The 24,648-nt window shown below is 69.2% G+C and carries 21 protein-coding genes; 16 read left to right on the top strand and 5 right to left on the bottom strand.

Going from position 1 to position 24,648, the window contains the following annotated elements:
- Positions 1-30: 30 nt before the first annotated feature.
- From RKE50_RS17950 to RKE50_RS17940, 3 genes are read left to right on the top strand one after another with little or no spacing between them, the layout of a single operon-like run.
- Positions 31-828, top strand: coding sequence for an ATP-dependent zinc protease family protein (locus tag RKE50_RS17950; protein WP_350038845.1), 798 nt, complete (start codon positions 31-33; stop codon positions 826-828).
- Entirely contained in the window at positions 825-2,342 is a 1,518-nt protein-coding gene (locus RKE50_RS17945) for an inactive transglutaminase family protein (protein ID WP_350038843.1), read from the top strand. Before RKE50_RS17950 ends, RKE50_RS17945 begins: the two co-directional genes overlap by 4 nt.
- Complete coding sequence (locus RKE50_RS17940; RefSeq protein ID WP_350038841.1) at positions 2,339-3,292, top strand: alpha-L-glutamate ligase-like protein; 954 nt, start codon at positions 2,339-2,341, stop codon at positions 3,290-3,292. Before RKE50_RS17945 ends, RKE50_RS17940 begins: the two co-directional genes overlap by 4 nt.
- 28 nt (positions 3,293-3,320) lie before the next feature.
- On the opposite strand, the gene RKE50_RS17935 is transcribed toward RKE50_RS17940, so the two are convergent.
- The gene (locus RKE50_RS17935; RefSeq protein WP_350038839.1) at positions 3,321-3,740 is read right to left on the bottom strand and encodes a hypothetical protein; all 420 of its coding nucleotides are present in this window, start codon (positions 3,738-3,740) and stop codon (positions 3,321-3,323) included.
- Positions 3,741-3,949: 209 nt separating this feature from the next.
- Between RKE50_RS17935 and RKE50_RS17930 the strand changes: the two genes are divergently transcribed.
- Positions 3,950-4,963, top strand: a complete 1,014-nt coding sequence (locus RKE50_RS17930) for a DUF6607 family protein (protein ID WP_350038837.1) — start codon at positions 3,950-3,952, stop codon at positions 4,961-4,963.
- 38 nt (positions 4,964-5,001) lie between these two features.
- Here RKE50_RS17930 and RKE50_RS17925 read toward each other — a convergent pair whose 3' ends face one another.
- Positions 5,002-7,983 carry a diguanylate cyclase gene (locus RKE50_RS17925; RefSeq protein ID WP_350038835.1) on the bottom strand — a complete coding sequence of 994 codons (2,982 nt, stop codon included), beginning with the start codon at positions 7,981-7,983 and terminating at the stop codon, positions 5,002-5,004.
- A 140-nt stretch (positions 7,984-8,123) separates the two neighbouring features.
- On the opposite strand from RKE50_RS17925, the gene RKE50_RS17920 reads away from it, so the two are divergent.
- Together RKE50_RS17920 and RKE50_RS17915 are read left to right on the top strand one after the other, a co-directional pair.
- Positions 8,124-8,804: a carbonic anhydrase gene (locus RKE50_RS17920; protein ID WP_350038833.1), complete on the top strand. Its 681-nt coding sequence runs from the start codon at positions 8,124-8,126 to the stop codon at positions 8,802-8,804.
- A gap of 77 nt (positions 8,805-8,881) precedes the next feature.
- A complete protein-coding gene (locus RKE50_RS17915; protein ID WP_350038831.1) occupies positions 8,882-9,541 on the top strand; it encodes a 2OG-Fe(II) oxygenase in 660 nt (219 codons plus the stop codon).
- Between the two features lie 26 nt (positions 9,542-9,567).
- On the opposite strand, the gene RKE50_RS17910 is transcribed toward RKE50_RS17915, so the two are convergent.
- Positions 9,568-11,727, bottom strand: coding sequence for a dihydrolipoyl dehydrogenase family protein (locus RKE50_RS17910; RefSeq protein ID WP_350038829.1), 2,160 nt, complete (start codon positions 11,725-11,727; stop codon positions 9,568-9,570).
- A gap of 141 nt (positions 11,728-11,868) precedes the next feature.
- Between RKE50_RS17910 and RKE50_RS17905 the strand changes: the two genes are divergently transcribed.
- From RKE50_RS17905 to RKE50_RS17875, 7 genes are all read left to right on the top strand, one after another.
- Entirely contained in the window at positions 11,869-12,885 is a 1,017-nt protein-coding gene (locus RKE50_RS17905; protein WP_350038827.1) for an SDR family oxidoreductase, read from the top strand.
- Between the two features lie 129 nt (positions 12,886-13,014).
- Positions 13,015-13,566, top strand: coding sequence for a VOC family protein (locus RKE50_RS17900; protein ID WP_350038825.1), 552 nt, complete (start codon positions 13,015-13,017; stop codon positions 13,564-13,566).
- A gap of 3 nt (positions 13,567-13,569) precedes the next feature.
- On the top strand, positions 13,570-14,838 hold the full coding sequence (locus tag RKE50_RS17895) for an aminotransferase class V-fold PLP-dependent enzyme (protein WP_350038823.1): 1,269 nt from the start codon (positions 13,570-13,572) through the stop codon (positions 14,836-14,838).
- Positions 14,839-14,981: 143 nt separating this feature from the next.
- On the top strand, positions 14,982-15,689 hold the full coding sequence (locus RKE50_RS17890) for an OmpA family protein (RefSeq protein WP_350038821.1): 708 nt from the start codon (positions 14,982-14,984) through the stop codon (positions 15,687-15,689).
- A 125-nt stretch (positions 15,690-15,814) separates the two neighbouring features.
- Positions 15,815-17,671: an AMP-binding protein gene (locus tag RKE50_RS17885; protein WP_350038819.1), complete on the top strand. Its 1,857-nt coding sequence runs from the start codon at positions 15,815-15,817 to the stop codon at positions 17,669-17,671.
- A gap of 57 nt (positions 17,672-17,728) precedes the next feature.
- The gene (locus RKE50_RS17880) at positions 17,729-19,252 is read left to right on the top strand and encodes a thymidine phosphorylase family protein (protein ID WP_350038817.1); all 1,524 of its coding nucleotides are present in this window, start codon (positions 17,729-17,731) and stop codon (positions 19,250-19,252) included.
- Positions 19,253-20,140, top strand: a complete 888-nt coding sequence (locus RKE50_RS17875) for a ribose-phosphate diphosphokinase (protein WP_350038815.1) — start codon at positions 19,253-19,255, stop codon at positions 20,138-20,140.
- A 73-nt stretch (positions 20,141-20,213) separates the two neighbouring features.
- Here the strand turns inward: RKE50_RS17875 and RKE50_RS17870 are convergent, their stop codons facing one another.
- The gene (locus RKE50_RS17870) at positions 20,214-22,070 is read right to left on the bottom strand and encodes a hypothetical protein (RefSeq protein WP_350038813.1); all 1,857 of its coding nucleotides are present in this window, start codon (positions 22,068-22,070) and stop codon (positions 20,214-20,216) included.
- Between the two features lie 260 nt (positions 22,071-22,330).
- Between RKE50_RS17870 and RKE50_RS17865 the strand changes: the two genes are divergently transcribed.
- From RKE50_RS17865 to RKE50_RS17855, 3 genes are read left to right on the top strand one after another with little or no spacing between them, the layout of a single operon-like run.
- Complete coding sequence (locus RKE50_RS17865; RefSeq protein ID WP_350038811.1) at positions 22,331-22,591, top strand: YkoF family thiamine/hydroxymethylpyrimidine-binding protein; 261 nt, start codon at positions 22,331-22,333, stop codon at positions 22,589-22,591.
- Positions 22,592-22,594: 3 nt separating this feature from the next.
- The gene (gene pnuC / locus RKE50_RS17860; protein WP_350038809.1) at positions 22,595-23,188 is read left to right on the top strand and encodes a nicotinamide riboside transporter PnuC; all 594 of its coding nucleotides are present in this window, start codon (positions 22,595-22,597) and stop codon (positions 23,186-23,188) included.
- 40 nt (positions 23,189-23,228) lie between these two features.
- Positions 23,229-23,693, top strand: a complete 465-nt coding sequence (locus tag RKE50_RS17855; protein WP_350038807.1) for a methylated-DNA--[protein]-cysteine S-methyltransferase — start codon at positions 23,229-23,231, stop codon at positions 23,691-23,693.
- Positions 23,694-23,720: 27 nt separating this feature from the next.
- Here the strand turns inward: RKE50_RS17855 and RKE50_RS17850 are convergent, their stop codons facing one another.
- Positions 23,721-24,614, bottom strand: coding sequence for a fructose bisphosphate aldolase (locus RKE50_RS17850; protein ID WP_350038805.1), 894 nt, complete (start codon positions 24,612-24,614; stop codon positions 23,721-23,723).
- Positions 24,615-24,648 lie beyond the last annotated feature (34 nt).

Raw genomic sequence — 24,648 nt, 5'->3', positions numbered from 1 at the left:
TCTGTCTTGCGCCTGACCCTGCGTAACAACATGAGGCCAAAGCGCTCCGCGGCGCTGCTGGGGCGATACCGGGCAGCCTGGTTGCTATCCCTCCTCGCATTGCTCACGGCCTGCGCGCAACTGCCGCCGGCGGAGCCGGAAGCGCAGGGCGTGGGCGAGCGCATCGATCGACTGTCGGACGAACTGGCCGGGCTTTCCGCGGGGCTGGAGGCAGCGCGCGAGGAACGCCAGGCGCTGGCCGGCAACGTAGCGACCCTGCAGGCGAGCCTCGCCGGTGTGCCCGCGATGCTCGAGTCGATGGAGAAATTCGTCGCGGCGGAGCAGACGGCACCGGCGTTTACGCCTGCGGCCGCCTGCGACCGCGCGGACGACGCCGACGGCCTGGGGGACAAGCAGGTGGTCGGCCGCCGCGAGGAAGTCTGGGTCGAAGACCTTCAGCTCGCACTCCCCGCCCGCATCGATACCGGTGCCGAAACGGCTTCCCTCGACGCGCGCAACATCCGTGAGTTCGAGCGCGACGGTGATGAGTGGGTCCGCTTCGATATCGTCCATCCCGGGACCGGTGAGCCCCTGACCCTCGAGCGACCGGTGGCCCGCGTCGTGCGTATCCTCCAGTCCACGTCCGAGGAGGCAGAGCGGCGAGCCGTCATCGAACTCGGTATCGTCCTCGGCGAGGTACGGCAGATGGCCGAGTTCACGCTAAGCGACCGCAGCCACCTGGACTTCCAGATGCTCGTCGGCCGGAATATCCTCAAGGACCTCATGGTCGTCGACGTGGGTCAGTCGAATATCGCACCTTACCGCGCGCCCGAGCCGCCCGCACAGTGAACCCCCGCGCCACCTTTTTCGCCACGGTGGCGCTGCTTGCCGCTTCCGGCATTCTGGTCGCCGTCCTCAGGTTCCTCGAAACGGGCACGCCGTTCCTGCCCGGGCAGGAGCGTTCCGTGTGGCAGGTGGAAGCGCGGGTGGACCTCGTCGCCCTCGGTGGTCCGGTCTCCGTGAGCCTTTCCGTGCCCGAGGACCTGCCGCAGTTCACCATCACCCAGGAGCAGGCCGCCTCGCCGGGCTTCGGTTTCTCCATCGTGGAGGACGGGGGAGACCGGCGGGCCGAGTGGACCCGGCGCGAGGCCAGCGGCCCGCAGTCCCTCTACTATTCGGCGCAGTTCCTGCCGCGCCCGCGCGCGCCTGCGGCGCCGCCGCCGCGGTTGCCGAGGGCGGAGCCGGTATTCTGGAGCGAGGTGCAGGGCACCGCCGCAGCGGAGCTCCTCGCCCGGGCCGGGGAGACGAGCAGCGACCCGCTGAGCCTGGCACGGGAGCTGGTCAAGCTGATGGCGACCCGCCAGGGCGACCAGAATGCCGCGCTCCTGCTGGGCCAGGCCGAGTCCCGTGCCGCGCTCCTGAACAAGCTGCTCAATGATGCCGATGTCCCGGCGCGGCAGGTGCTCGCGCTGCAGCTGGAGGATGCGCGCCGGCGCCAGGACCTGAAACCCATGGTGGAGGTCTTCCAGGCCGGTGAATGGACGCTGATCGACCCCCAGACCGGGGCTGCCGGCGTGCCGGAGGACCTGCTCCTCTGGCACCGCAAGGGCCGCTCGCTCATCGACGTGAGCGGCGCCCGCCAGTCCCGCGTGAACTTCTCCATGCTGCGCCAGTCCGTGCCGGCGGAAACGCTGGCCCGGGCCGCGGCCGGCGACAGCGCCTTCTACAAGGTGGGACTGCACAGCCTGCCCATCGAGGAGCAGGGCATGTTCAAGATGCTCCTGCTGCTGCCGCTGGGCGCCATGGTCGTGGTGTTCATGCGGGTCCTGGTGGGGGTGCGCACCGCGGGCACCTTCATGCCGATTCTCATCGCCCTCGCATTCCTGCAGACTTCCCTGCTGCCGGGGCTGGCGAGCTTCATTTCCGTCGTTGCCCTCGGCCTCATGATGCGCGGCTACCTGTCGCGGCTGAACCTGCTGCTGGTCGCGCGGATCGCGACGCTCATCGTACTGGTGATCTTCATCATTTCGGCGCTGAGCATCCTCGGCTACCAGCTCGGTTACAGCACCGGCATGATCATCACCTTCTTCCCGATGATCATCATCGCCTGGACCATCGAGCGCATGAGCATCCTCTGGGAGGAGGAGGGCGTGCGCGAGGTGCTGATCCAGGGTACCGGCAGTCTCGTCGTGGCGGTCGCGGCCTACGCGCTCATGCGCTGGCCCCTGGTGCAGCACCTCACTTTCAATTTCCCGGAGCTGAACCTCGTGCTGCTCGCGGCGATCCTCGCCATGGGACAGTACACGGGCTACAAGCTGTCGGAGCTGCGCCGTTTCCACGCCATCGAGGAGGAGTGGCGGTGAGGGGCTGGGTCTCGCCGCAACGCCTCGAGGCCTACGGCATGCTGGGCATGAATGCGCGCAACCTCGCCTTCATCCAGCGCTACAACGAGCGCTCCCGCTTCCCGCTGGTGGACGACAAGCTGCGCACCAAGCTCCTCGCGGAGGAATACGGCGTGCCGACGCCGTCGCTTCGCCTCGTGCTGCGCGCGCAGCACCAGGTACAGCGCGTGGGCAGCCGGCTGGCGGCCCTGGAGGGCTTTGCGATGAAGCCCGCCAAGGGATCCGGGGGCAAGGGCATCTGGGTGATCCAGCGCCGGGACGAAGATGCCTGGGTCAAGGCCTCCGGGGCCCGGGTCGGCCTCGCGGACCTGCAGCGGCACCTGTCCAACACCCTGGCCGGGCTCTACTCGCTCGGCGGCAACCCGGATGCGGTGCTGGTAGAGGACCTGATCAGCGCCGACGACTGCTTCAGCGGTTATTCCTTCGAAGGGGTACCCGACATCCGGGTAGTGGTCTTCCGGGGTTACCCGGTCATGGCCATGCTGCGCCTGTCCACCCACGATTCGGACGGCAAGGCGAACCTGCACCAGGGCGCGGTCGGTGTGGGCCTCGCGCTCGACGGCGGCCGCTGCCTGCGCGCCGTGCAGTTCGGTCAGCCGCTCGCGCTGCATCCGGACACGGGGCGGCCCCTGGATGCCATTCGCGTTCCGGGCTGGCGTGAGCTGCTGGTGCTGGCAGCGCGCTGCCACGAGATGACCGGGCTTGGCTACCTGGGGGTGGACCTGGTGCTGGACCGGCAGCAGGGCCCGTTGCTCCTCGAGCTCAATGCCCGGCCGGGCCTCGCCATCCAGGTCGCCAACGGCTGCGGCCTGCTGCCGCGGCTGCGCCGCGTGGAGGCCCTCGGCGACCGGCGCCTTCCGGAACCCGCCGAGCGCGTGGCCTGGGCCATGGAGGCCTTTGCGGGCGCCTGATCGCCGAGGCCGGCGTGGCACCGCGGCGTCAGCGGTTCAGGAACACCCCGTGCTCGTTGTACCAGCGCTCGTCGAGCTCCCAGCGCACCGCGCGGACATCCTCCTCGGCCTCGACCAGCTTCGCGGCCCGTGACTGCTTGTCGACCAGCGTATCCTGGGCCGCCATCATGGCCGGGTCGTCGACCGGGGTGTTGCGCAGGGCCGGGAAAGCCGTGCGCAGGAACTGCATGACCGGCACCTCCGCTGAGCGCGGGCTGCCCATGATGGCGATACCGTTGGCGAGGCTCTTTACCCGGAAGGGATAGGGGTACTCGGCGAGCTCCGCGTCGGCCGCGAGCATGGCGTTGAGGTCCGCGACCCGGGTGTCCCGGTTCAGGTACCAGTAGCCGGCGGCGATGAGGACCACCGCGACGAGGCCGACGAGATACTTCTTTGCGAAGCTGTCCATGGGTCCCCCCTGTACATGGCTGAGCCGTCATTTTCCCACGGCCTTACCCGCCGGTGCATGACCCCTGTCAGTGTTTTGTCCCCTTCAGCTTGTTCCCTGCTTTCCGCCTTGCAAAATTGGTGAACACAAACAATAATGATTCGCATTAAAGTTAGCGTTCGTTCATGGAGGCCGCCGCTTATGCGGTGGCGGTAACAGGGAGATCGATAATGATGCACACCATGACCGGGGCCCGGCGGCCCCTTAAGCTGGCGGCGGGGCTGCTGGCGACGCTGCTGCTCACGTCCCTCGGCGGCTGCGCGAGCAGCGGCCCGGGCGTTGCCGATAACACGGCGGCGCCGCCCGCCGCGGACCGCGAGGCAATTCTCGCGATGGCCGGGGACTACGCCGTGACCTTCGATTTCGAGGAGACGGTCAGCTTCGATGCCGCCTATACGCCCGCAGATCCCTATCACTCCGGTGCCTTCGAGGTAGTGCGGGTCATCCGCGACGAACCCGGGCTGATCGAGCTGCAGCACATCCTGGTCGTGGGTGCCGATGGCAAGCAGCTGCCGGTCAAGCACTGGCGGCAGAAGTGGGTCTACGAGCCGGCTTACGTCTTCGACTACCTGGGCGACAACCGCTGGCGCCGTCGCGACCTCGACCCCGGGGAAGCCGCTGGCCGCTGGGCGCAGTTCGTCTACCAGGTCGATGACAGCCCCCGCTATGCAGCCCTCGGTGACTGGCGCCACGACCGGGGCACGGCCGCCTGGACCTCCGAACCGGCCCTGCGTCCGCTGCCCCGCCGCGACGCGACCAAGCGCGATGACTACGATGCGATCCGCGCGGTGAACCGCCACGCGCTCACGCCGGGGGGCTGGGTGCACGAGCAGGACAACACGAAGGTGCGTCTCGGTGCGGCGGGGCCGGAGCCGCTGGTGCGGGAAGTCGGCGTCAATCGCTACCAGCACAACGGTGACTTTGCAGTGGCCATTGCCGAAGACTACTGGCGGGAGACCGCTGACTACTGGGCCGCGGTCCGCGAGCTGTGGACGCGCCTGGAACAGGAGCAGGGTGAAATCGGCCTGACGCTCGAGGGCGAGCCGGAGGCGATGTACGCGGACTTCCTCGGCCACGCCGATGCGCTGGCGAGTGGTGAGCAGACCCTCGCCGCGGCTGTCGCCGAGGCGCGGCAGACGCTGCGCCGCTATACCGTCGACAGCACGGCCATTGCCCGTCGCTGAACCGCTGTTGCAGGCCCCTGTCTCTGCCGGGGGGCAGGTCAGCCGGAGGTCGCGAACACCTTGAGCTGGCTGCGGCCTGCGCGCTTGGCGTCGTAGAGCGCCCGGTCGGCCCGGTCCACGAGGACGTACGGGTCTTCCAGCTCGCCGGCGCGGGCGGTGGCGCAACCGAGGCTGACCGTCACGTAGGGAGAGACATCGCTCTCGGGGTGGCGCAGCTTCAGCGCGTCGACCTGCTCGATGATCCGGCGCGCCACGCGCGCCGCACCCTCGCCGTCGGCGTCGTAGAGGAGGATCACGAACTCCTCGCCGCCGTAGCGAGCCACCAGGTCGTTATCGCGCAGCAGGCCACCCTGCAGGCCCTCGGCGATCTGCCGCAGGCATTCATCCCCGGCCTGGTGGCCGAGGCTGTCGTTGAACTGCTTGAAGCGGTCGATGTCCAGCATGATCACGCTCACCGGCCGCACTGCCCGTGCCGCCATCTTCCAGGTCGCCGCCAGTCGCTCCTCGAAGTAGCGCCGGTTGGCGACGCCGGTGAGGCCGTCGATACGCGAGATCTCCTCCACCTTGGCGAGCGCCGCCTGCAGTTCCTCGGTGCGTCGGTTTACCAGCTGCTCCAGGCGCTGCTCCCGGCCCCGGGCCCGCCGGGCGAGGAACCGGTAGCCGAGGCCCGCCGCCAGCGCCAGCAGCAGCGCGCCGCCAACGGGGGCCCAGGGCGTTTCAAACCAGTGGGGTGTGCGGTGGAGGAGCAGCCGCGCACTGTCGCCGTTGGGCTCGGGGAAGGGGCCGGCGCCGGTTTTCGCCTTCACGGTGAACACCTGTTCGCCCGCCGGCATGGACGTGAAGTACGCCGTCCGCCGGGCGCCGGCATCCTGCCATTCGCCCTCGTCGCCGACCCGGTAGCGGAAGCGCACATTCTCGGCATTGGAAAGCTGCGGCGCGGTGTAATCGATCTCCAGGCTGTTGAGCGTGGCCGGCAGCGTCAGCGGCCGGCTGAGTGCGACGGGTTCGCCGTTGACCCGCACGGCCTCGATATAGGTCTGAAGCCGCGGCGCGGGCGCGAGCACGGCTCCCGGGTCGAAGCCGACGACACCGCCATTGGTCGGCAGCCAGAGGCGCCCGTCCGGGCCAACGGCGCCCGCGGGCTGGAAGCCGCCCTGGAATTGGGCCGAGCGCAGCCCGTCATTTTCGCGCAGTAAGCGGGCGGTCGCCTGCGCGGCTTCGCCCCGGGCCACGGCGTCGAGGCTGTCGCGGTCCGCCCAGGTGAGACCCTCACCGCCCGACAGCCATAGCCCGCCCTCACTATCTTCGAGAATGGCCTGCACGGAGGGCTGCGGCAGCCCCTGCTCCGCCCCGAAGGCAAACAGCGTTTCGCCCTCGCGGCGCGTCAGGCCGCCATCGCGGCTGCCGATCCACAGGATGCCCCGCGGGTCCTCGTGCATGGCGACGACGATGTTCCCGGCCAGGCCGTCGTCGCGGGTCCAGCGGCGCACCGACTCTCCGTCCCAGGCGAGGAGCCCGTCGTTGGTACCCAGCCAGAGCGTGCCGTCGCGGGTTTCCCGGAAATGCCGCACGAGCGTTCCGGAGACGGCCTGCTGCAGCGGCGCCGGCCCGACCGCCCCGTACTGCCAGCGGTCGACGCCGCCGTCGGAGGCGATCCAGACGCTGCCGTCCGCGCGCTCGACCATCGCCAGGATGTGCCTGCCGGCAAGGTTGTCCACGGTGCCGATAAGCCGGCCGCCCGCGCTGTCGGCGAAGCGCTTGAGGCCATCGCCGAAGGTGCCCACCCAGAGTTCACCGTTGTCCCGCAGCAGCAGTGACGACACGCTCTGCCCGGCGAGCATGGGCCAGGGCTCGCTGCTGCGGCCGTCCGCGGTGATGCGGAACAGCCCGGCGTTCTCGGCGCCGGCCAGGACGTTGCCGCCGCCGTCGACGGCGACGACAAAGGCGGCATCGGAGACACCCTCCGCCTCGCCGAAGGGCAGGAAGGCGCTGTCGCGGATGCGGAACAGGCCGCGTACCGTGGATGCCCAGAGGTTGCCGTCCCGGTCCTCGGTCAGGTCGAAGACCAGCCCGGCACCCGGCAGCGGAAAGCGCTCCCGTCGGCCGTCCGCCCACTGCCGCCAGAGCCCCCGGCCATAGGTACCCAGCCAGAGCGTTCCCTCGTCATCCCGAAGCATGGCCTGCACGGGGAGCGGCTCGCCGAGGCCGAGCGTGTCGATGCCACCGTCGTCGCCCAGGCGATAGAGGCCACCGGGCTGGGTGCCGGCAACGATGCCCAGGTCTGCGTCGCGGTGCAGCAGCAACACCTGTGGCGAGTCCAGCCCCCCGTCAACGCCGACGGCCCGGAAGCCTTCCCCGTCGAAGACGGAAAGGCCGCTGGTGAGGCTGCTGAACCAGAGCACGCCATTGCCGCCTTCCGCTATCTGGAACAGGCGGTCGGTGGCCAGCCCCTCTGCTTTGCCCCAGCTTCGGAACTCCCCGTCCCGGTAGCGGCTAACGCCGCTCCCGGTGGCGAACCAGACGGTGCCGTCGTCGGCGACGTGGATGTCGTAGACGGTGTCGCTGGCGAGCCCGTCCTCGCGGGTGACTGCTGTGAAGCGGTCACCGTTCATGCGCAGGGCGCCGCCCCCGTAGGTGCCGATCCACAGCTGCCCGTCCGTGGTCCACTCGATCACCCGCACATCGCTGTTGGCGAAAGCCGGGTGGTTCTCGGCGTTGAATACGGTGAAATTGAGACCGTCGAAGCGCACCAGGCCCCGGCGCGTCGCCAGCCAGAGATAGCCCGACGGTCCCTGGCGCGCCATCCAGACCGTCTCGGAGGGCAGGCCGTGCTCGCGCTCGTACTGGCGCAGGAGGAACTGGCTGGGGCTGCGCTCGTGCTGAAGTGCCAGGCTGCTGGCGGGCCCGAGCATCAACAACAGCAGCGGCAGGTAGAGGGCGGCGCGCCGCAGCAGGGGCAGGCGCGGCCCCGCGGCGCGTACGCGGCGTCCTCCGTCGGCAAGGCTTCTAGGATTTTGCATTATTGGTCTTGATGTCGGCCGCCCCCCGCAGCGGCCCGCAGGATAACCCGGCAGGCAGCGCAAGAGAACAGCCGCTGCGCCGCCCCTGTTATACTCGCGAGCAGAGTCGTTACAGGTAGCCGCGGGCTTTCGGGGGCGGGATGCGCAAGCTGCTGGCCGGTGTATACAAGTTCAAGACAGAGATCTTCCCGGAGCGGCAGGAGCTGTTCACGGAGTTGTCGAGCGCGCAGAACCCGAGAATCCTCTTCATCACCTGCTCCGATTCGCGCATCGACCCCAACCTGGTGACCCAGGCGGCCCCCGGCGACCTGTTCATCATCCGCAATGCGGGCAATATCGTGCCGCCGCACGAGCGCCATGCGGGTGGTACCACGGCCGCCATCGAGTACGCCGTCTCCGCGCTCCGGGTGAAGCATGTCGTGGTCTGTGGGCACACGGACTGCGGGGCCATCAAGGGCGCCATGGCACCGGAGGACCTCGCGGAACTCCCGCACACGAGTGACTGGCTGGGCCACACGCTGGCAGCGGTTGCCACGGTGCGGGCGCGGCACGGCGGCATCCGCGGTGAGCACCTCTCGGAGCTGACAGAGGAAAACGTGGTGCTGCAGCTGCGACACCTGATGACCCACCCGGCGGTAGCCGCCGCCATCGCCAGCGATGCCCTCGAACTCCACGGCTGGATCTACGACATCGGCCACGGCGATATCCGCTGCTATGACGAGCGTGAGCGGCGCTGGCGCAGTGTCGAGGACGTCTACCGCGAACAGCCCGAGCTGGCCGCCGAGATCGCCGCGAACCTGCCGGAGCACGGCGACCACTGACGGCGGCGCTTGCCACGGGGGTGGGATCGGCGTAAAAAGCCGCACCGGCGGTTCGCCGCCCCTGTCGAGATCAATCCATGCCAGCGCAGCCAGCCACCACCGGTGGGGGCGACGAGACCCTCTTCGAGGCGGTAGCCACCGACCTGCACGAACACGGCTACAGCGTTCGTCACGGAGCCCTGCCGGAGGATCTCGCGGCGTCGCTGCGGACCGAGGTGGCAGCGCTGCCGGCACAGGCCTTCCGGCCCGCCGGGGTCGGCCGGGCCGGGGACCACCAGCTCAACCGTTTCGTGCGCAGCGACGCCATCTGCTGGATCCAGGGTGCTTCACCGGCCGCCGCGGCCTGGGTAGCCTGGACCGGCCGGCTGCGCGAGGCACTGAACCGCCACCTGCTCCTCGGCCTGTTCTCCTTCGAGAGTCACTACGCCTGCTACGGCCCGGGTGATTTCTACCGACGGCACGTGGACGCCTTCCGGGGTGAGGCGAACCGGGTCCTGTCCCTGGTCGCCTACCTGAACCCCGGCTGGGGGCCGGCCGACGGCGGTGAGCTGGTACTGTACCGCGACGCCGACGACCACGAGGGGCTGCGGGTGACGCCGCTGCAGGGGACGCTGGTCACCTTCCTGTCCGAGGAAGTCCCCCACGAAGTACTGCCGGCGGCCCGCCCGCGCTACTCCATCGCGGGCTGGTACCGGGTGAACGGCTCGAGCGCTCTGCGGGTGGACCCGCCGCGCTAGGCGTTGCTGAGCCGGGAGTCGCCGAGCTAACCCCGCCGCCAGCGGTGGTAGCGCTCCAGCAGCGCGAGTACACGCTCCGGCGCGTGGGCCTTCTTCCACGCGCCGGCGGCGAACTTGTTCGCTTCCGCCCAGGTCGGGTAGGCGTGGATGGTGCCCAGGAGCTTGTTCAGCCCCAGCTTGTGCTTCATGGCCAGCACGACCTCCGCCAGCAGTTCGCCCGCATGGTCACCCACGAGCGTGGCGCCCAGGATGCGGTCCTTGCCGGGCGCGGTGAGGATCTTCACGAAACCGCCGGGGTGGCCGTCGGCGATGGCGCGGTCGAGATCCTCGAGGTCGTAGCGGGTCACCGTGACCGCGATACCACGCTCTGCCGCCTCTGCCTCCGTGAGGCCGACGCTCGCGACCTCCGGGTCCGTGTAGGTCACCCGGGGGATGACCCGGTAGTCGACGGCGAAGCGCTTGAACTGGCCGAAGAGCGCGTTCACCGCGGCGTACCAGGCCTGGTGCGCGGCGACATGGGTGAACTGGTAGGGGCCGGCCACGTCGCCGGCCGCATAGATGTTCGGGTACAGGGTCTCGAGGTAGTCGTTGGCAACCAGCGGCGCGCCGGTTTCGATGCCGAGGTCCTCGAGGCCGTAACCGGTCAGCCGTGGCCGCCGGCCGATGGCGCAGAGCAGCGTGTCGAAGGCGTGGCGGTGCTCGGTACCGTCGCACTCCGTGACCAGCACAGCCGGCTCGCCGTTCTCCCCCGGGTCGCAGCGCACGGCGCGGTGGCCCGTTTGCACGCTGACGCCGTCGGCAGCCAGGGTCGTGGCGATGATCTCCGCGGCCTCGCCGTCCTCCCGGCCCAGCAGCCGCGGCAGCATCTCGACCACCGTGACCCGGCTGCCCAGCCGGGCAAAGGCCTGCGCGAGCTCGCAGCCGATGGGCCCGCCGCCGAGTACGACCAGCCGTGCGGGGGGCTCCGAGCGGGTCGCCATGGCATCCCAGAGCGTCTCGCTGGTCAGGCACTCCACCGCATCGAGGCCGGGCAGGGGCGGCACCACCGGGGCGGCACCGGCGGCGATGACGATAGCGCGGCTGCTCAGCCGCCGCTCGTTTCCGTTCTCGTCACGGATACTGACGGTCCACGGGTCCACGATCCGCGCGTAGCCGCGCGCGACGTCGACGCCCAGGCCCTCGTAGCGCTCCACGCTGTCGTGGGGCTCTATGGCCCGGATCACCGACTGCACCCGCCGAACCACCGTGGGGAAGTCCACCGTGAGTTCGCCCCCGGGCCGGATGCCGTAGCGCTCCGCGTCGCGCAGGCGCGCCGCGAGGCGGGCGCTGGCGAGCAGGGCCTTGCTCGGTACGCAGCCGGTGTTCAGGCAGTCACCGCCCATGGCCCCCGCCTCGACCAGGGTCACGCGCGAGCGCACAGTGGCGGCGATGTAGGCGGAGACGAGGCCGGCCGCACCGGCGCCGATGACCAGCAGGTTGCGGTCGAAGCGTTTCGGCTTTTCCCAGCGCCGGTAGACCCGTCGGCGCTTCAGCGCTTCCGTGAGCTTGCGGGCGAGCAGTGGGAACAGGCCGAGGAGAACGAAGGAGGCGATGAGCTCCGGCGACAGGATCCCGCTCGCGCTCTCCAGCTGCCCGAGCTGGGTGCCGGCGTTCACGTAGACGATCGTGGCCGGCAGCATGCCGACCTGGCTTACGAGGTAGTAGGTACCGGCGCGGATCGGTGTGAGCGCCATCAGCAGGTTGATGATGAAAAAGGGAAACACCGGCACCAGCCTGAGCGTGAACAGGTAGAACGCCCCGTCGCGGCGCATGCCGTCGTTGATGGCCCGGAGCCGGTCACCGAAGCGGTCCTGCACCGTTGCGCGCAGCAGGTAGCGCGCGACGAGGAAGGCGAGCAGGGCGCCGATGCTCGAGGCGAAGGAGACGATCAGCGTCCCCTGGGCGAGGCCGAAGAGGGCACCGCCGGCGAGGGTCATGATCGCCGCGCCCGGCAGCGACAGTGCCGCCACCGTCACGTAGACGGCGAAGTAGCCGGCGATCAGCGCCACCGGCTCGCTCTCCCGCAGGGCCTGGAACTGCGCCACGCTCTCGCGGGCGTAGGCGAGGGTCAGGTAGCGGTCGAGGCCGAGACCGAAGAACAGGCCGATGGCGACGGCGATGGCGAGGAACAGGGCGAGGCGGCGCATAGCGGGTGTCCTTTCGATCCGTGAGACGATCAGTCCGTGGGGCTGCCGGCCTTTCCCGCGGCCGGTTGCGGCCGGGCGAGGGTGGCTGCGCCCCGGGGGCGGGTGTAGCATGGCAGGACGTTCGCAGTGAGGGAACCGCCCATGGCCAGGGTACTCGTCACCGGCGCGACCGGTTTCATTGCATCGCACACGATCCTCAGGCTGCTCGACGCCGGGCACGAGGTACGGGGTACGGCGCGCAGTGCAGAGCGTGCGGCCACGCTCAACGCCACGCTCAGCCGCTACGCCGGCCGCGACATCGCCATCGAGATCGTCGCGGCGGACCTCACCAGTGACGACGGCTGGGCCGAGGCCATGGACGGCATCGACTACCTGCAGCACCTGGCGTCACCGCTGCCGGCAAACCTGCCGAAGGACCACGACACGCTGATCCGGCCGGCCCGCGAGGGCGCGCTCCGCGCCCTGCGCGCGGCGAAGGCGGCCGGGGTGCGCCGGGCGGTGATGACCTCGTCCATGGCGGCCATCGCCTACGGCTGGGGCGACCGGCGCCCCGCGGTGCTCGACGAGAGCCACTGGTCGAACCCCGACAACCTCGCGGACAACACCGCCTACACGCGTTCAAAGACGCTGGCGGAGCGTGCCGCCTGGGAGTACGTGGAGGGCGAGGGCGCCGGCCTCGAGCTCGCCTGCATCAACCCGGTGGTCGTGCTCGGGCCGGCGATGAGCGGCGATGTGTCGGCATCGCTCGAGGTCGTCGTCCAGCCCATGCAGGGCAAGCTGCCGGCCTACCCGAAGCTCACCTTCGGCGTCGTCGATGTGCGCGACGTCGCCGATGCCCACGTCGCCGCCATGACGGACCCGGAGGCGGTGGGGCGGCGCTTTCTCCTCGGTGAATCGGTGCTCAGCTTCCGGGAGATCGGCGAGGTGCTCCGCGAGGCCTACCCGACGCGCAAGCTGCCGAAAGGCGAACTGCCCAACTGGCTGGTGCGCGCGCTGTCGCTGCTGAACCCCACGCTGAAGCAGATCGTCCCCGAGCTCGGCAAGACCCGCGCCTTCGACAACAGCCGGGCGCGGGCCCTGCTCGGCCGCGACCTGGTGCCGGCGCGGGAGTCCATCCTCGAAAGCGCGAGGACGCTGGTGGACCTGGGCGAACTCTAGGGTTCTGACCGGGGGCAACAGGGGCACCCGGCCCTGTGCTATGTTTGCCGGAGATTGAATGCACAAGATCCCTTGCAAGCGATGGTTTGCACGCGCTCGTTTGCAGTAAACCGCTACCGGAGAGTTCCCATGCCCGTCCTGCGCGCTTTCTTCGTTGCCCTGGTGGCCCTGCCGTTGCTGTTACCCATTGCCTCGGCCCGGGCCGGTGATGCATCCATCGAGCGGTTGGCGCCGATCTATCGCCACTCGATCCTGGTTGCGGACCTCGAGCGCGCCCTGACCCTCTACCGTGACGTGCTCGGCCTCACGGTGAGCCGGGTAACGGACACACCGGCAGACTCCTATTCCTACCGTTTCTTCAACATCGAGCCCGGTGCCATGAAGCGCTTCGCCTACCTCGACGGTGACGGCGGGCACAGCAACGTCCTCGGCCTCGGCGAGGTGCCGGGCATCGCGCTGGGGCTGCCCGACAGCCCGCGCGCCGTCGCCTTCGTGCAGACCGTGGCCGATGTCGAGGGGGTGAAGGCCCGGGTCGAGGCCATGGGCCTCGAGACCATCGAGCCGGTCGAGTTCATGAGCCGCGAGGCCGGACGACCGGGCATGGAGTTCGGCATCATCGATTTTGACGGCCATCTCATCCTGGTCTTCGGGCTCCTGCGCGACGACGAGCGGGACGGGTAGCCGATGCCGGCGAGCCACCCGTTGCGGAAAGCCGACACGCCCGCCCTGGACCTCCCCTGGGTGCGCAGCCAGTTCCCGGCGCTCGCCGGGCTCGGTGAACAGGTCTTCTGCGCCAATGCCGGCGGCACCTTCGTGGCCGAGCCGGTACTCGGGATTCTCGACGACTACCAGCGACGCATGCGCGTGCAGCCCCACAGCCCCTTCGAACCGTCCCGGGAGGCGGGGGCGGCGATGGACCGGGCGCGCGAGGGCTGGGCGGAAGCGCTCGGTGTGCCGCTGTCGCAGCTGACCTTCGGCCCTTCCACCTCCGCCAACAGCTACGTCATGGCCCAGGCGTTCGCGCCGGGCTGGGAGCCGGGTGACGAGATCGTGGTCGCGGTGCAGGACCACGAGGCCAACCAGGGCGCCTGGCGGCGGGCCGCGGCGGCGCGCGGTGTCACCGTGCGCGAATGGCCCGTGGACCCGGTGAGCGGGGAACTCGACCCCGATGACCTCTACCCGCTGCTCGGGCCGCGCACGCGCTGGGTGTTCTTTACCCAGAGCTCGAACATCCTCGGCGGGACCAACCCGGTGCAGGCCATCGCCAGCGCCGTGCGCGAGCGCTCAGATGCCCTGGTCGCGGTCGATGCAGTCGCCCACGCCCCGCACGAGCTTTGCAGCCCGGCCGACCTGGACGCCGACCTGTACCTGTTCAGTGTCTACAAGGTCTATGGCCCGCACCAGGGCATCATGACCCTCTCGAGCGCCGCCGAGGCGGTCGCGACACCGCAGTGCCACTACTTCCTCGAGGGCGACAGCCACAAGCGTTTCAACCCCACGGGGCCGCAGCATGCGGCGGTGGCTGGCTGTGCCGGGGTCCTCGATTATTTCGATGCGCTGGCCGTCCGGCTTGGCGTGCCGGAAGCCGCCCCGCGCCGCGAGCGGCTGGCCTGCGTGGGGGCCGCCATGGCCGCGCACGAGGCCGGTCTTGCCGCGCCGCTGCTGGCACTGCTGGCCGACCGCGCTGACGCACGCCTGCTGGGCCGGCGCGATACGGCGAACCGCTCGGCCACCGTCTCCTTCGTGCCAACGCGGCAGGCTCCCTCGGCGGTGGCGGCCGGCCTGCACCGCGCGGGCATCGGCGCGGAGAGCGGTCACTTCTACGCCCACCGCCTGCTCGAGGCCATGGGCATCGACCCGGCGAGCGGCGTGGTCCGCCTGTCGCTGGTTCACTACAACAGCCCGGAGGAGGTGGAGCGGGTCTGTGAGGCGCTGAAAGCGGTGCTCGGCTGACCCGCTCCCGATCCGCCGCTGCCACTATTCGCCACGATCAATCGCCGGACCGCCACGGACCTGCCTCCGCGCTGCCCGCGACGCGCGCTGTAATTCTTCTTGCCCGCCGGCCCTGCCGGCATTCCCGGAGCAAGGAGACAGCCATGAAGAAGCCCCTTACTACTGCAGCCAGCATCCTCGTCCTCGGCAGTGTGCTCGCCGCACCCGCCGGCGCGGCCGTTGCCACGGAGGTCAAGCGCGATGCCACGACCCTGACGGCCATTGCCGCCGGCGCCGCTGCCGGCGGTCCCCTCGGTGCGTTTGTCGGCGCCCTCGGCGGCGCCTGGCTCGGTGAGCAGGTTGAGCGCGCGGACCGGTTGCCTGCGGTCAGTGCCGAGCTCGCCGAGCGGGAGCGCGACGTCGCCGGCCTCGAGCAGGACCTGGCCGCGCTTGACCAGGCCCTGCGCGCGGAGCGGGGGGAAACGGCCCGCTACGCGCGCATGGCGCTGGAGCAGCTCGAGCTGGAACTGCTGTTTCGCACCGGCGAGAGCCGGCTGACCGACGCCGGCAGAGCGCGGCTCGGCCTGCTGGCGCAGTTCCTGGCCGCAAACCCGGATATCGAGGTGCGCGTGGATGGCTACGCGGACCCGCGCGGTCCCGCCGCTGACAACGCCGTCCTCGCCCGGGACCGCGCGCAGGCGGTGGCCAGTGCGCTGGTGGATGCCGCGGTTCCGGTCGAGCGGGTCTCGGTCCACGGCCACGGCGAGGACCAGTCCCGGGCTGCGGAGGGCGATCTCGACGGCTATGCGCTGGAGCGTCGCGTGCGCATCGAACTGCGTCGCCGCGGTGCGGCGATCGCCAGCAGCGACTGAGAGGCGGGCACCAGGGCTCCGGCACCCTTCGACCTTGGTTGAAGGGTGCGCGCACGCCCCCTTGTCTATACTGCGCCGGAATGGCGGGCGGCCCCGCCCGCCGCCACGGTCAGCAGGGGGACACCATGGACAGGGATCAGGCCAACGCACACTGGGGGGCGGCCGCGGAGGTCATCGACTGGGTCCGCGCTCCGGAGACCATCCTCGACGACAGCGCGGCGCCGCTCTACCGCTGGTACAGCGACGGCCGGTGCAACACCTGCCACAACGCCATCGACCGGCACGTGGAGGCGGGGCGCGGTGACGAGCTGGCCCTGATCTACGACAGCCCGGTGACCGATACCGTCACCTATTTCACCTACCGCGAGCTCCGCGACCAGGTCGCTGCCTTCGCCGGCGGACTCCGGGAACTCGGCGTGGGCCCCGGCGACCGGGTGGTGATCTACATGCCCATGGTGCCGGAGGCGGTGATCGGCATGCTCGCCTGCGCACGCCTGGGCGCCGTGCACTCCGTGGTTTTCGGCGGCTTCGCCGCCAGTGAGCTCGCCTTCCGCATCGATGACTGCCGGGCGAAGGTCGTACTCTCCGCCTCCTGCGGCATCGAGCACGCGCGCATTATCTCCTACAAGCCGCTCCTCGACGCGGCAGTCGAGGCCTGCGAGCACAAGCCGGCGCACTGCGTCATCCTGCAGCGCGAGGCCGAGCCCGCCGGGCTGGTGCCGGGCCGTGATCTCGACTGGGAAACGGTCGCCGGCACCGAGCCCGCGCCCTGTGCCACGGTGGCGGCGACGGACCCGCTCTACCTCCTGTACACCTCCGGCACTACCGGCAGCCCCAAGGGCGTCGTGCGCGACAACGGCGGCCACATGGCGGCCCTCTACTGGAGCATGGCCAACATCTACGGCATCGACCCGGGCGACGTTTTCTGGGCGGCATCGGATATCGGCTGGGTGGTGGGCCACTCCTACATCGTCTACGGACCGCTGCTGCGCGGCGCCACCACCGTGCTCTTCGAGGGCAAGCCCGTGGGCACGCCGGATGCCTCGACCTACTGGCGCCTCATCGAGCGGCACCGGGTGAAAGTGCTGTTCACGGCGCCGACGGCGATCCGCGCCATCAAGCAGCAGGATCCGAACGGGGAGGGCGCCGGGGCCTTCGACCTGTCGAGTCTTCAGTACCTGTTTCTCGCCGGCGAGCGCGCGGATCCGAATACGATCATCTGGGCCGAGGAACTGCTGGATGTCCCGGTAATCGACCACTGGTGGCAGACAGAACTCGGCTGGCCGGCGATCGCCAATTTCGCCGGCGAGCGCTTTTTCCCTGTGCGCCACGGCTCCTCCGGCAAGGCGGTGCCGGGCTTCGACATCGCGGTGCTCGACGAGGCCGGCGAGCCGGTGCCGCGTGGGGAGATGGGGGCGCTGGCGATCCGGCTGCCGCTGCCGCCCGGCGCACTGCCGACGCTCTGGAACAATGACGCGGGCTTCCGCGAGAAGTACCTCGAGCGTTTCCCCGGTTATTACGATGCAGGCGACGCGGGCTATATCGACCCGGATGGCTACATCCACATCATGGCCCGCACCGACGATGTCATCAATGTGTCGGGGCATCGCCTGTCCACCGGGCGCCTGGAAGAGGTGATCGCCTCCCACCCGGATGTGGCCGAGTGCGCCGTGTTCGGCGTGCGCGACGAAATCAAGGGGCAGGTACCGCTGGGCCTGATGATCCTGAACGCCGGGGTCGACCGGCTGGAGGCGGAGATAGCCGACGAGGTCGTCGCCCTGGTGCGCAGGGAAGTCGGCCCGGTGGCTGCCTTCCGCCATGCGCGGGTAGTCGCGCGGCTGCCCAAGACCCGCTCCGGCAAGATCCTGCGGGCCACGCTGCAGAAGATCGCCAACGGCGAGGACTACAAGGTGCCCGGCACCATCGACGATCCGGCGACCCTCGACGAGATTGCGCCGCTGCTGCGCGGCGCGGGGTCCTAGACGCGGGGCGGCCGCGGGGGCAAGCTGTAGCCTTTCAGACGGCACAAGGAAAGAGCCATGCCCGGTGACGGACGCCACACGCTGACCGTGCGGCGCGTTGGTATCGATACCTACCGGGAGAACGTCGCCTTCCTGCACCGGGATTGCCACGTCTATCGCAGCGCGGGCTTCCAGGCCCTGAACAAGGTGGAGATCACCCCGGCAGATGGCGGCGAGCCGGTGCTCGCGGTGCTCAACGTCGTCGATGATGACGCCATCACCCGCCCGGACGAGCTCGGCCTCAGCCTGCAGGCCTTCCAGCAGCTGGGTCTCGCGGAGGGGGAGGCGGCCCGGATTGCGCACGCGCGGCCGCCGCGCTCCATCGGCGCGGTGCACCGCAAGATCGCCGGCGAGACCCTCGGCTACCCCGATTACCGGGCTATCGTCCGCGAGATCGGCGAGCACCGCTACACCAAGATCGAGATGGCGGCATTCCTGGTGGCCTGTACCCAGGGCGGCATGGAGCGCGACGAGGTGCTGCATCTCACTCGCGCCATGGCCGAGAGCGGGGACCGCATCGACTGGAAGGAGCCGCTGGTCGCGGACAAGCACTGCATCGGCGGCATTCCCGGCAACCGGACCAGCATGCTCGTGGTGCCCATCGTTGCCGCCCACGGCATGTTCATTCCCAAGACCTCCAGCCGCGCCATCACCTCGCCCGCCGGCACCGCGGATACCATGGAAGTGCTGGCCAACGTCGAACTCACCGCGCGGCGCTTCAACGAGGTGGTGCGCGCGCAGCGCGGCTGCCTGGCCTGGGGCGGTACCTCGCGGCTGGCGCCGGTGGACGACATTCTCATCGCCGTGGAGCGGCCGCTGTCCCTCGATTCTCCGGGGCAGCTGGTGGCCTCGATTCTCGCCAAGAAGATCGCCGCCGGCGCCACGCACCTCCTGGTCGACATCCCCATGGGGCCCACGGCCAAGGTGAGCAACCAGGCCGAGGCGCTCCGGCTGCGCAAGCTGTTCGAGTTCGTCGGCGACCGCACCGGTCTGCACGTGGAGGTGATCATCACCGACGGGCTGCAGCCCATCGGCCGCGGCATCGGGCCCGTGCTCGAGGCCCGGGACATCATGCAGGTGCTGGAAAACGACCCGGACCAGCCCCGGGACCTGCGCGAGAAGGCGCTGCAGCTGGCGAGCCGCATCCTCGAGTTCGACCCGGACGTGCGCGGCGGTCAGGGCTACGTGCTCGCCCGCGACATCCTCGATTCCGGCCGGGCCCTCGAGCGCATGCGCGCGATCATGGAGATGCAGGGCCTCAACCCCGAGCCGCCGGAGCCGGGGCGCCTGCGCCGCGAGATCGCCGCGCCCCGGGACGGCAAGGTGGCGGCGATCGACAACCTGCAGCTGGCGCGTATCGCCCGCCTGGCCGGCGCACCCCTGGACCAGGGCGCGGGGGTCGACCTGCTGCGCAAGGTGGGCGACCCGGTGCGCGAGGGCGAACCCCTTTACGCGATTCACGCGGCCTTCGACGCGGACTTCGCCTTCGCCTGCGAGGCCGCCGAGGCCGACAGCGGCTTCGTGCTGGCGGTGGACGGTTGAATGGGCGCGGTCGCCGACGTTGTCCTCGGCTTCGCCGACTACCGCGCGCCGGCGCAGCGCCTCGCGATTGCGCTCGGCGTCGCCTATGCGGAGGTCGATGTGCACCGCTTCCCGGACGGGGAGAGCCGGGTGCGCCTGCCGACGCCGGTGCCGCCAAGGGTGCTCTTCTGCCGCAGCCTCGACCGGCCCAATGACAAGCTGGTCGAGCTCCTGTTCGCGGCGGCCACGGCCCGGGAACTCGGCGCCGAAGCGCTCGCGCTGGTAGCGCCCTATCTCTGCTACATGCGCCAGGACAAGGCCTTCCACCCCGGGGAAGCGGTCAGCCAGCGCATCATCGGGCGGGAGCTGGCGCGCTGCTTCGACACCGTCGTTACCGTCGACCCGCACCTGCACCGGACGCCGGTGCTGGCGGACGCGGTGCCGGTACCGCGGGCCCTCGCGCTGAGCGCCGCGGAACCGCTCGCGGCGCGCCTTGCCGCGCGCGAGGATGCGCCGCTGCTGCTCGGCCCGGATGAAGAGTCCGCGCAGTGGGTCGAGGCGATCGCCGACCGCGCCGGCCTCGATCACGCCGTGGCGGCGAAAACCCGCAGCGGCGACCGCGCCGTGGTCATCGAGCTGCCAGCGGTGCCCCTTGCCGGGCGTTCGGTGGTGCTGGTCGACGATGTCGCGAGCACCGGCCGCACCCTCGCGGAAGCCTGCCGGGCGCTGCGCGCGGCGGGCGCGGCCCGCGTCGATGTGGCGGTGACCCACGCCCTGTTCGCGGGCGATGCCCTGGCGGTGCTCGCCGAAGCCGGTGTGGGCGAGGTGCTGAGCACCGACTCGATCCTGCACGAGAGCAACGCCGTGGAACTCGCGCCGCTGCTGGCCGCCGCGCTCGCCGAGGTCTGAAGCTGCCAGCCGCGGCGGCGAAGCCGACGGCCTTGCAACGGTCCTGGCGGCGACCGTCACATCGTCCTGACAGTTAGTCGAACGCCTGCAATTCCTGCTGCAACTGTTGCTGGATGGTTGCGAAGTATTCCTGCATTTCTAGCTGTATCGCCTGGCGTTCGCCGGGATTGCCCGCCTTCATCATGCGCTCCTGGAACTCCTGCAGCTTGGCGGCGACGCGGCGTTGCTGGTCCTGAACGAGCTGCTCCCGGTCCTGGAACTGCCTGGCGCTGTCGACGCCCCCTGCTGCGGCAGCGGGCGTCGACTTCCCTGAGGTACTGCTTCCCGGCACTCTAGCTGGCTGAGAGTCACCCTGAATATTCGCCTGGCGCACTTGCCAGTCCTCGATTGTCCCGATCTGATTGCGTTGACGAATCGCCTGTTCGGCCTGGCGACGGCGCTCCTGGAGCGCGGCTGTAAAGGCGGGGGCCGATGGCCCGTTGTCCGGATACTTGATGAGTGGCTTCTTGCTGGTGTCGTACCTGCCGGTAATGGCGGCGGGCTGCTTGCGCGCGTAGCTGATCATATTCGTCTGAGCCGTGAGCAGCTTGTCGTCCCTGCAACGATCGCGAGTGATGTCTTCGAGCTGATCGATGGTGGCGGTCAGGAAACCGAAGCTGCTGAACACAGCGTCGACCGGCCCTCGCGCACTGCTTTGCTGGCTCATTACCTTGTTGAGTACGTAGGTCGTGGCCCAGGCCTTTGCAGAGCCGAAGTAGCGGTCATAGTCGTCGGCATAGGCGCTCTCGATCACGATCAGCCTTTCTGCGCCGAAATCCTCGTCTATCAAGACGCCGTTATCGTAGGTGCGCTCGACGATCTGCGTCTTGCGGCCCACAGGGTTTTCTATGTGCGCCTTGCACATGTCGGAATACGCGCCAAACCAGTTTTCAAAGTAGAAACGGAAGAAGCCGTCATAGTCCGCGAGAATGTCAAAGCGGCCTGCCGCAAGCACTTCGAACATATCCCGGGCATCGGCGATGGGATTGTTGTATTCCTTCAACTCAAACTGCTGTTTGCTGATGGTCCAGCTATTGTCTGCGGCAGGCGTGTGCACGGCCTCCATAAAGCAATCGCCGTCCTCTTTGCACCGATAATCATCGGGCATGGGATTCAGCGCATAGCGTATGCGTGTCACGCCCGGGCATTCGCTGACATAGGCGCTGGCTATCCTCGGCGCGATGAACGCGTATTCGCTCATGGGGATGGGCTTTGCGGCGGCTCGCTCCGTGTTGTTCTGGTAGATTGCCTCGAGTAAAAGCGTCGGTTCGTCCTCGCACCCACCTTTGTATCGGACTCCGGCCGCGCTGAAGGGGCTGTGCATGAGCAGGCTGAAGGTATAAGCGCTATCGTAGTCCGAGGCTATTCTGCCGTCCTGTAGCTGCCAGCCGTTGGCCTTGCTGAGGGTGCCCGTGTAGGAGTAGTCGCGCTGGCGCTCGTTGATGGCATCGAAGCTGAGCCGGATGACCTGTAACTGCTCGCACTGTTCGACCAGTGACTCGCGCATGGCCCTCAGCGTTGCATCGATGGGTAAATCGGCGCCGCGGTGGGTTTCTGCAAAGCGGCTCAAATCGACCTTGCGGGCGTCGGTCAGCCTGATATCGACCGCGACCACCGGCGAGCACACCCCTCGAAAAATACCTCTGATACTCGTCTCTCGTTCCGTGGCAATGACGGAAAACGACTCCGGCTCCGCGTCGCGCGCAAACTCCCTTGCCATAAATACGTAGACCCCGCCGACTTTTCGCTCAACGGACTGGTCGGTCTCCCAGATTTTTCCTTCGGCCCGGGTGGGTAGTGCAGTGGCGAACAGGAGGGTCGCAAGAGACACGACGATAGCAGCAGGGATCGGCGAGTACCGGCCCAGCGCCCCTGGCATGATTGCTTTCACAACGTCCCCCTTTGTTCTTGTTCAGGCTCCGGTCCGTGTGCCGAAGGCCCTTGGCTTTCCAGCGCAGGTTGGCGACAGCGAAAATATCGCGCGCACGATATCGTGGTCGGGCAAGCCGAGCTGGTTTCGTGGATGCGCACTAGCTTGCAGCTTTTGCTGGGTCGTGGGAAGCACCGCTGCTCGCCGCCCTCCTCGTCAAGACCTGAAGCGGCTCGCTGCTGCCGCTATACTGGCGATCCGCAACAAGCCCGGAACACCCCATGGAACTGACCGCCGAAATCAGCCTCTACCCGCTGCAGGAAGACTATGAACCACCGATCCGCGCGCTTATCGACGACCTGGCCGACGAAGCCGGGCTCACGGTGGTGACCAATGCCATGAGCACGCAGCTGCGCGGTGACTTCGACACGGTGATGCGCACCGTGGCCCGCGCCTTGCGGGCCAGCGCAGAGCGCTTCGGCAGGCAGGTGCTCGTGTGCAAGTTCATTCCCGGTGCGCTGGCGATCGACGCGGCGCGCTGACCGGTGGCGGCCGCCTGGCAGTGGCTGGCGACCTGGGAGGCGCTCGCCGTCCTCCTCGGCATCGCCTACCTGCTGCTGGCGGCCCGGGAGAGCCTCTGGTGCTGGTATGCCGCCTTCGCCAGCACGGCGATCTTCCTCGTGCTCTTCTGGCAGGTCCGCCTGTACCTGGAGTCGGCGCTGCAGGTCTACTACCTCGGCATGGCCGTCTACGGCTGGTGGCAGTGGAAGCGCCCGGGTGAGACCGGCGCCCTGGCGATCAGCCGCTTCGGACCGCGGGATCACTTTTTCGCCATCACCGGCGTCCTCGTGCTGTCCGTCCTGTCCGGGGCGCTCCTGACCCGCTACACCGATGCCGCGCTGCCGTATCTCGACGCCTTCACCACCTGGGGGGCTATCGTCACTACCTGGATGGTGGCGCGGAAGATCCTGGAGAACTGGCTGTACTGGATCGTCGTCGACGGGGTGAGCATCGTGCTCTACCTCGACCGGGGACTGAAGCTGACTGCGGCGCTTTTCGCTGCATACCTCGTGATCGTGACCGTCGGTTTTTTCACCTGGCGGCGCCACTACCGCGCGCAGGTGGCCATTTCGGGCTAAGCTACAGGGAACGATGAACGATGCGCGCGGAGGAACCGTCATGCTGAGCGCGGCCATCCTGGCTACTCCCCTGGGCTCCCTGCAGCTGATTGCCCGCGACGGGCTGCTCGAGCGGATCGCCTTTCCCGGGACCCACGTCGAGCGCCTGCCCCCGGGCGACACGCCCGTGCTCAGCCGCGCCGTGGCGCAGCTGGGCGAATATTTTGCGGGTCGGCGCCGCGCCTTTGACCTGCCCCTGGCAGCTGCCGGGACCGCGTTCCAGGAGACCGTGTGGGCGGCGCTCGCGGCCATCCCCTTCGGCGAGACCCGCAGCTATGGTGACCTCGCCCGCGACCTGGGCCGGCCCCGGGCGGTGCGCGCCGTCGGTGCGGCGAACGGCCGCAACCCGCTGCCCATCGTCGTGCCCTGTCACCGGGTGATCGGCGCGGACGGCAGCCTCACCGGCTACGCCGGCGGCATGGCGCGCAAGCGCTGGCTGCTGGAACTGGAGGGGTGGCGCGGCTGACGCCCCGCCACCGGTTCGGTCCGGGCCCTAGGTCGCCGAGGCGTCGTAGATGCTCTGGATGGACCGGTCGAGCGCGGTGTTGAACTCTTCGTCGCTCTGCTGGGCGGAGAGCCCCTCGGTCAGGGCGCGGGAGAAGCTGGCGACCACCCCCGGGTTGCGGGCGAGGCGCTCGTTGGCCTCCGCGCGGCTGTAACCGCCGGACAGCGCCACGACCCTCAGCACCGCGGGGTGGGCGACGCAGTCGCTGTAGAAACCGTCCTCTTCCGGCAGAGTCAGCTTGAGCATGACCTGCCGTCCCTCGCCGAGCTGTTCCAGCGCGGCGAGGATGCCCGCCTTCAGCCGCTGCTCGGCAGCGGCCTTGTCGGGGCAGTGGATGTCCACCTCCGGCTCGACGATGGGCACGAGGCCGGCGTCGATGATGCGGCCGGCAATTTCGAACTGCTGCGCCACCACGGCATTGATCCCCGTGTCGTTCGCTTCCTTGATCACCGAGCGCATCTTGGTGCCGAAGATCCCGGCCCCGACCGCGCGGGTGAGCAGGTCGTCGAGCCCCGGGATGGGCTTCATGCGCTGCACGCCGTCGGCGGGATCGTCGAGGCCCTTGTCGACCTTGAGGAAAGGCACGACGTGCTTGACGCCCCAGAGGTACTCGGGGGTCGGCCGCCCCAGGACCTCCCGGTCCATGGTGTCCTCGAACAGGATGGCGCCGAGGATGCGCTCGCCGTCGAAGGCGTCGGCGGTCATGATCCGCGTGCGCATGGCGTGCACGAGGTCGAACATCTCGGCGTCCGTGGTCCAGGCGTCCTCCTCGATGCCGTAGAGTCGCAGGGCCTTCGGGGTGCTGCCCCCGCTCTGGTCGAGGGCGGCGATGAAGCCGGTGGCACTGCGGATTTTCTCGCGTTGTTCGTCGACTTGGCTCACGGGTGCTTTCCGTTCTCGTGGTGGCTGGGGGATC

The sequence above is a fragment of the Pseudohaliea sp. genome, assembly GCF_040217025.1.
Taxonomy (GTDB): Bacteria; Pseudomonadota; Gammaproteobacteria; order Pseudomonadales; family Halieaceae; genus Pseudohaliea.
Note: the sequence above shows the minus strand (reverse complement) of the source record. Positions and strands in the feature narration are given on the sequence as shown.

What these genes read in the sequence shown, in the direction of transcription:
- RKE50_RS17950 (WP_350038845.1), top strand. Translation starts at nt 31, where the DNA reads ATGAGGCCAAAGCGCTCCGCGGCGCTGCTGGGGCGATACCGGGCAGCC.
- RKE50_RS17935 (WP_350038839.1), bottom strand. Translation starts at nt 3,740, where the DNA reads ATGGACAGCTTCGCAAAGAAGTATCTCGTCGGCCTCGTCGCGGTGGTC.
- RKE50_RS17930 (WP_350038837.1), top strand. Translation starts at nt 3,950, where the DNA reads ATGATGCACACCATGACCGGGGCCCGGCGGCCCCTTAAGCTGGCGGCG.
- RKE50_RS17925 (WP_350038835.1), bottom strand. Translation starts at nt 7,983, where the DNA reads ATGCAAAATCCTAGAAGCCTTGCCGACGGAGGACGCCGCGTACGCGCC.
- RKE50_RS17920 (WP_350038833.1), top strand. Translation starts at nt 8,124, where the DNA reads ATGCGCAAGCTGCTGGCCGGTGTATACAAGTTCAAGACAGAGATCTTC.
- RKE50_RS17915 (WP_350038831.1), top strand. Translation starts at nt 8,882, where the DNA reads ATGCCAGCGCAGCCAGCCACCACCGGTGGGGGCGACGAGACCCTCTTC.
- RKE50_RS17910 (WP_350038829.1), bottom strand. Translation starts at nt 11,727, where the DNA reads ATGCGCCGCCTCGCCCTGTTCCTCGCCATCGCCGTCGCCATCGGCCTG.
- RKE50_RS17905 (WP_350038827.1), top strand. Translation starts at nt 11,869, where the DNA reads ATGGCCAGGGTACTCGTCACCGGCGCGACCGGTTTCATTGCATCGCAC.
- RKE50_RS17900 (WP_350038825.1), top strand. Translation starts at nt 13,015, where the DNA reads ATGCCCGTCCTGCGCGCTTTCTTCGTTGCCCTGGTGGCCCTGCCGTTG.
- RKE50_RS17895 (WP_350038823.1), top strand. Translation starts at nt 13,570, where the DNA reads ATGCCGGCGAGCCACCCGTTGCGGAAAGCCGACACGCCCGCCCTGGAC.
- RKE50_RS17890 (WP_350038821.1), top strand. Translation starts at nt 14,982, where the DNA reads ATGAAGAAGCCCCTTACTACTGCAGCCAGCATCCTCGTCCTCGGCAGT.
- RKE50_RS17885 (WP_350038819.1), top strand. Translation starts at nt 15,815, where the DNA reads ATGGACAGGGATCAGGCCAACGCACACTGGGGGGCGGCCGCGGAGGTC.
- RKE50_RS17880 (WP_350038817.1), top strand. Translation starts at nt 17,729, where the DNA reads ATGCCCGGTGACGGACGCCACACGCTGACCGTGCGGCGCGTTGGTATC.
- RKE50_RS17875 (WP_350038815.1), top strand. Translation starts at nt 19,253, where the DNA reads ATGGGCGCGGTCGCCGACGTTGTCCTCGGCTTCGCCGACTACCGCGCG.
- RKE50_RS17865 (WP_350038811.1), top strand. Translation starts at nt 22,331, where the DNA reads ATGGAACTGACCGCCGAAATCAGCCTCTACCCGCTGCAGGAAGACTAT.
- RKE50_RS17855 (WP_350038807.1), top strand. Translation starts at nt 23,229, where the DNA reads ATGCTGAGCGCGGCCATCCTGGCTACTCCCCTGGGCTCCCTGCAGCTG.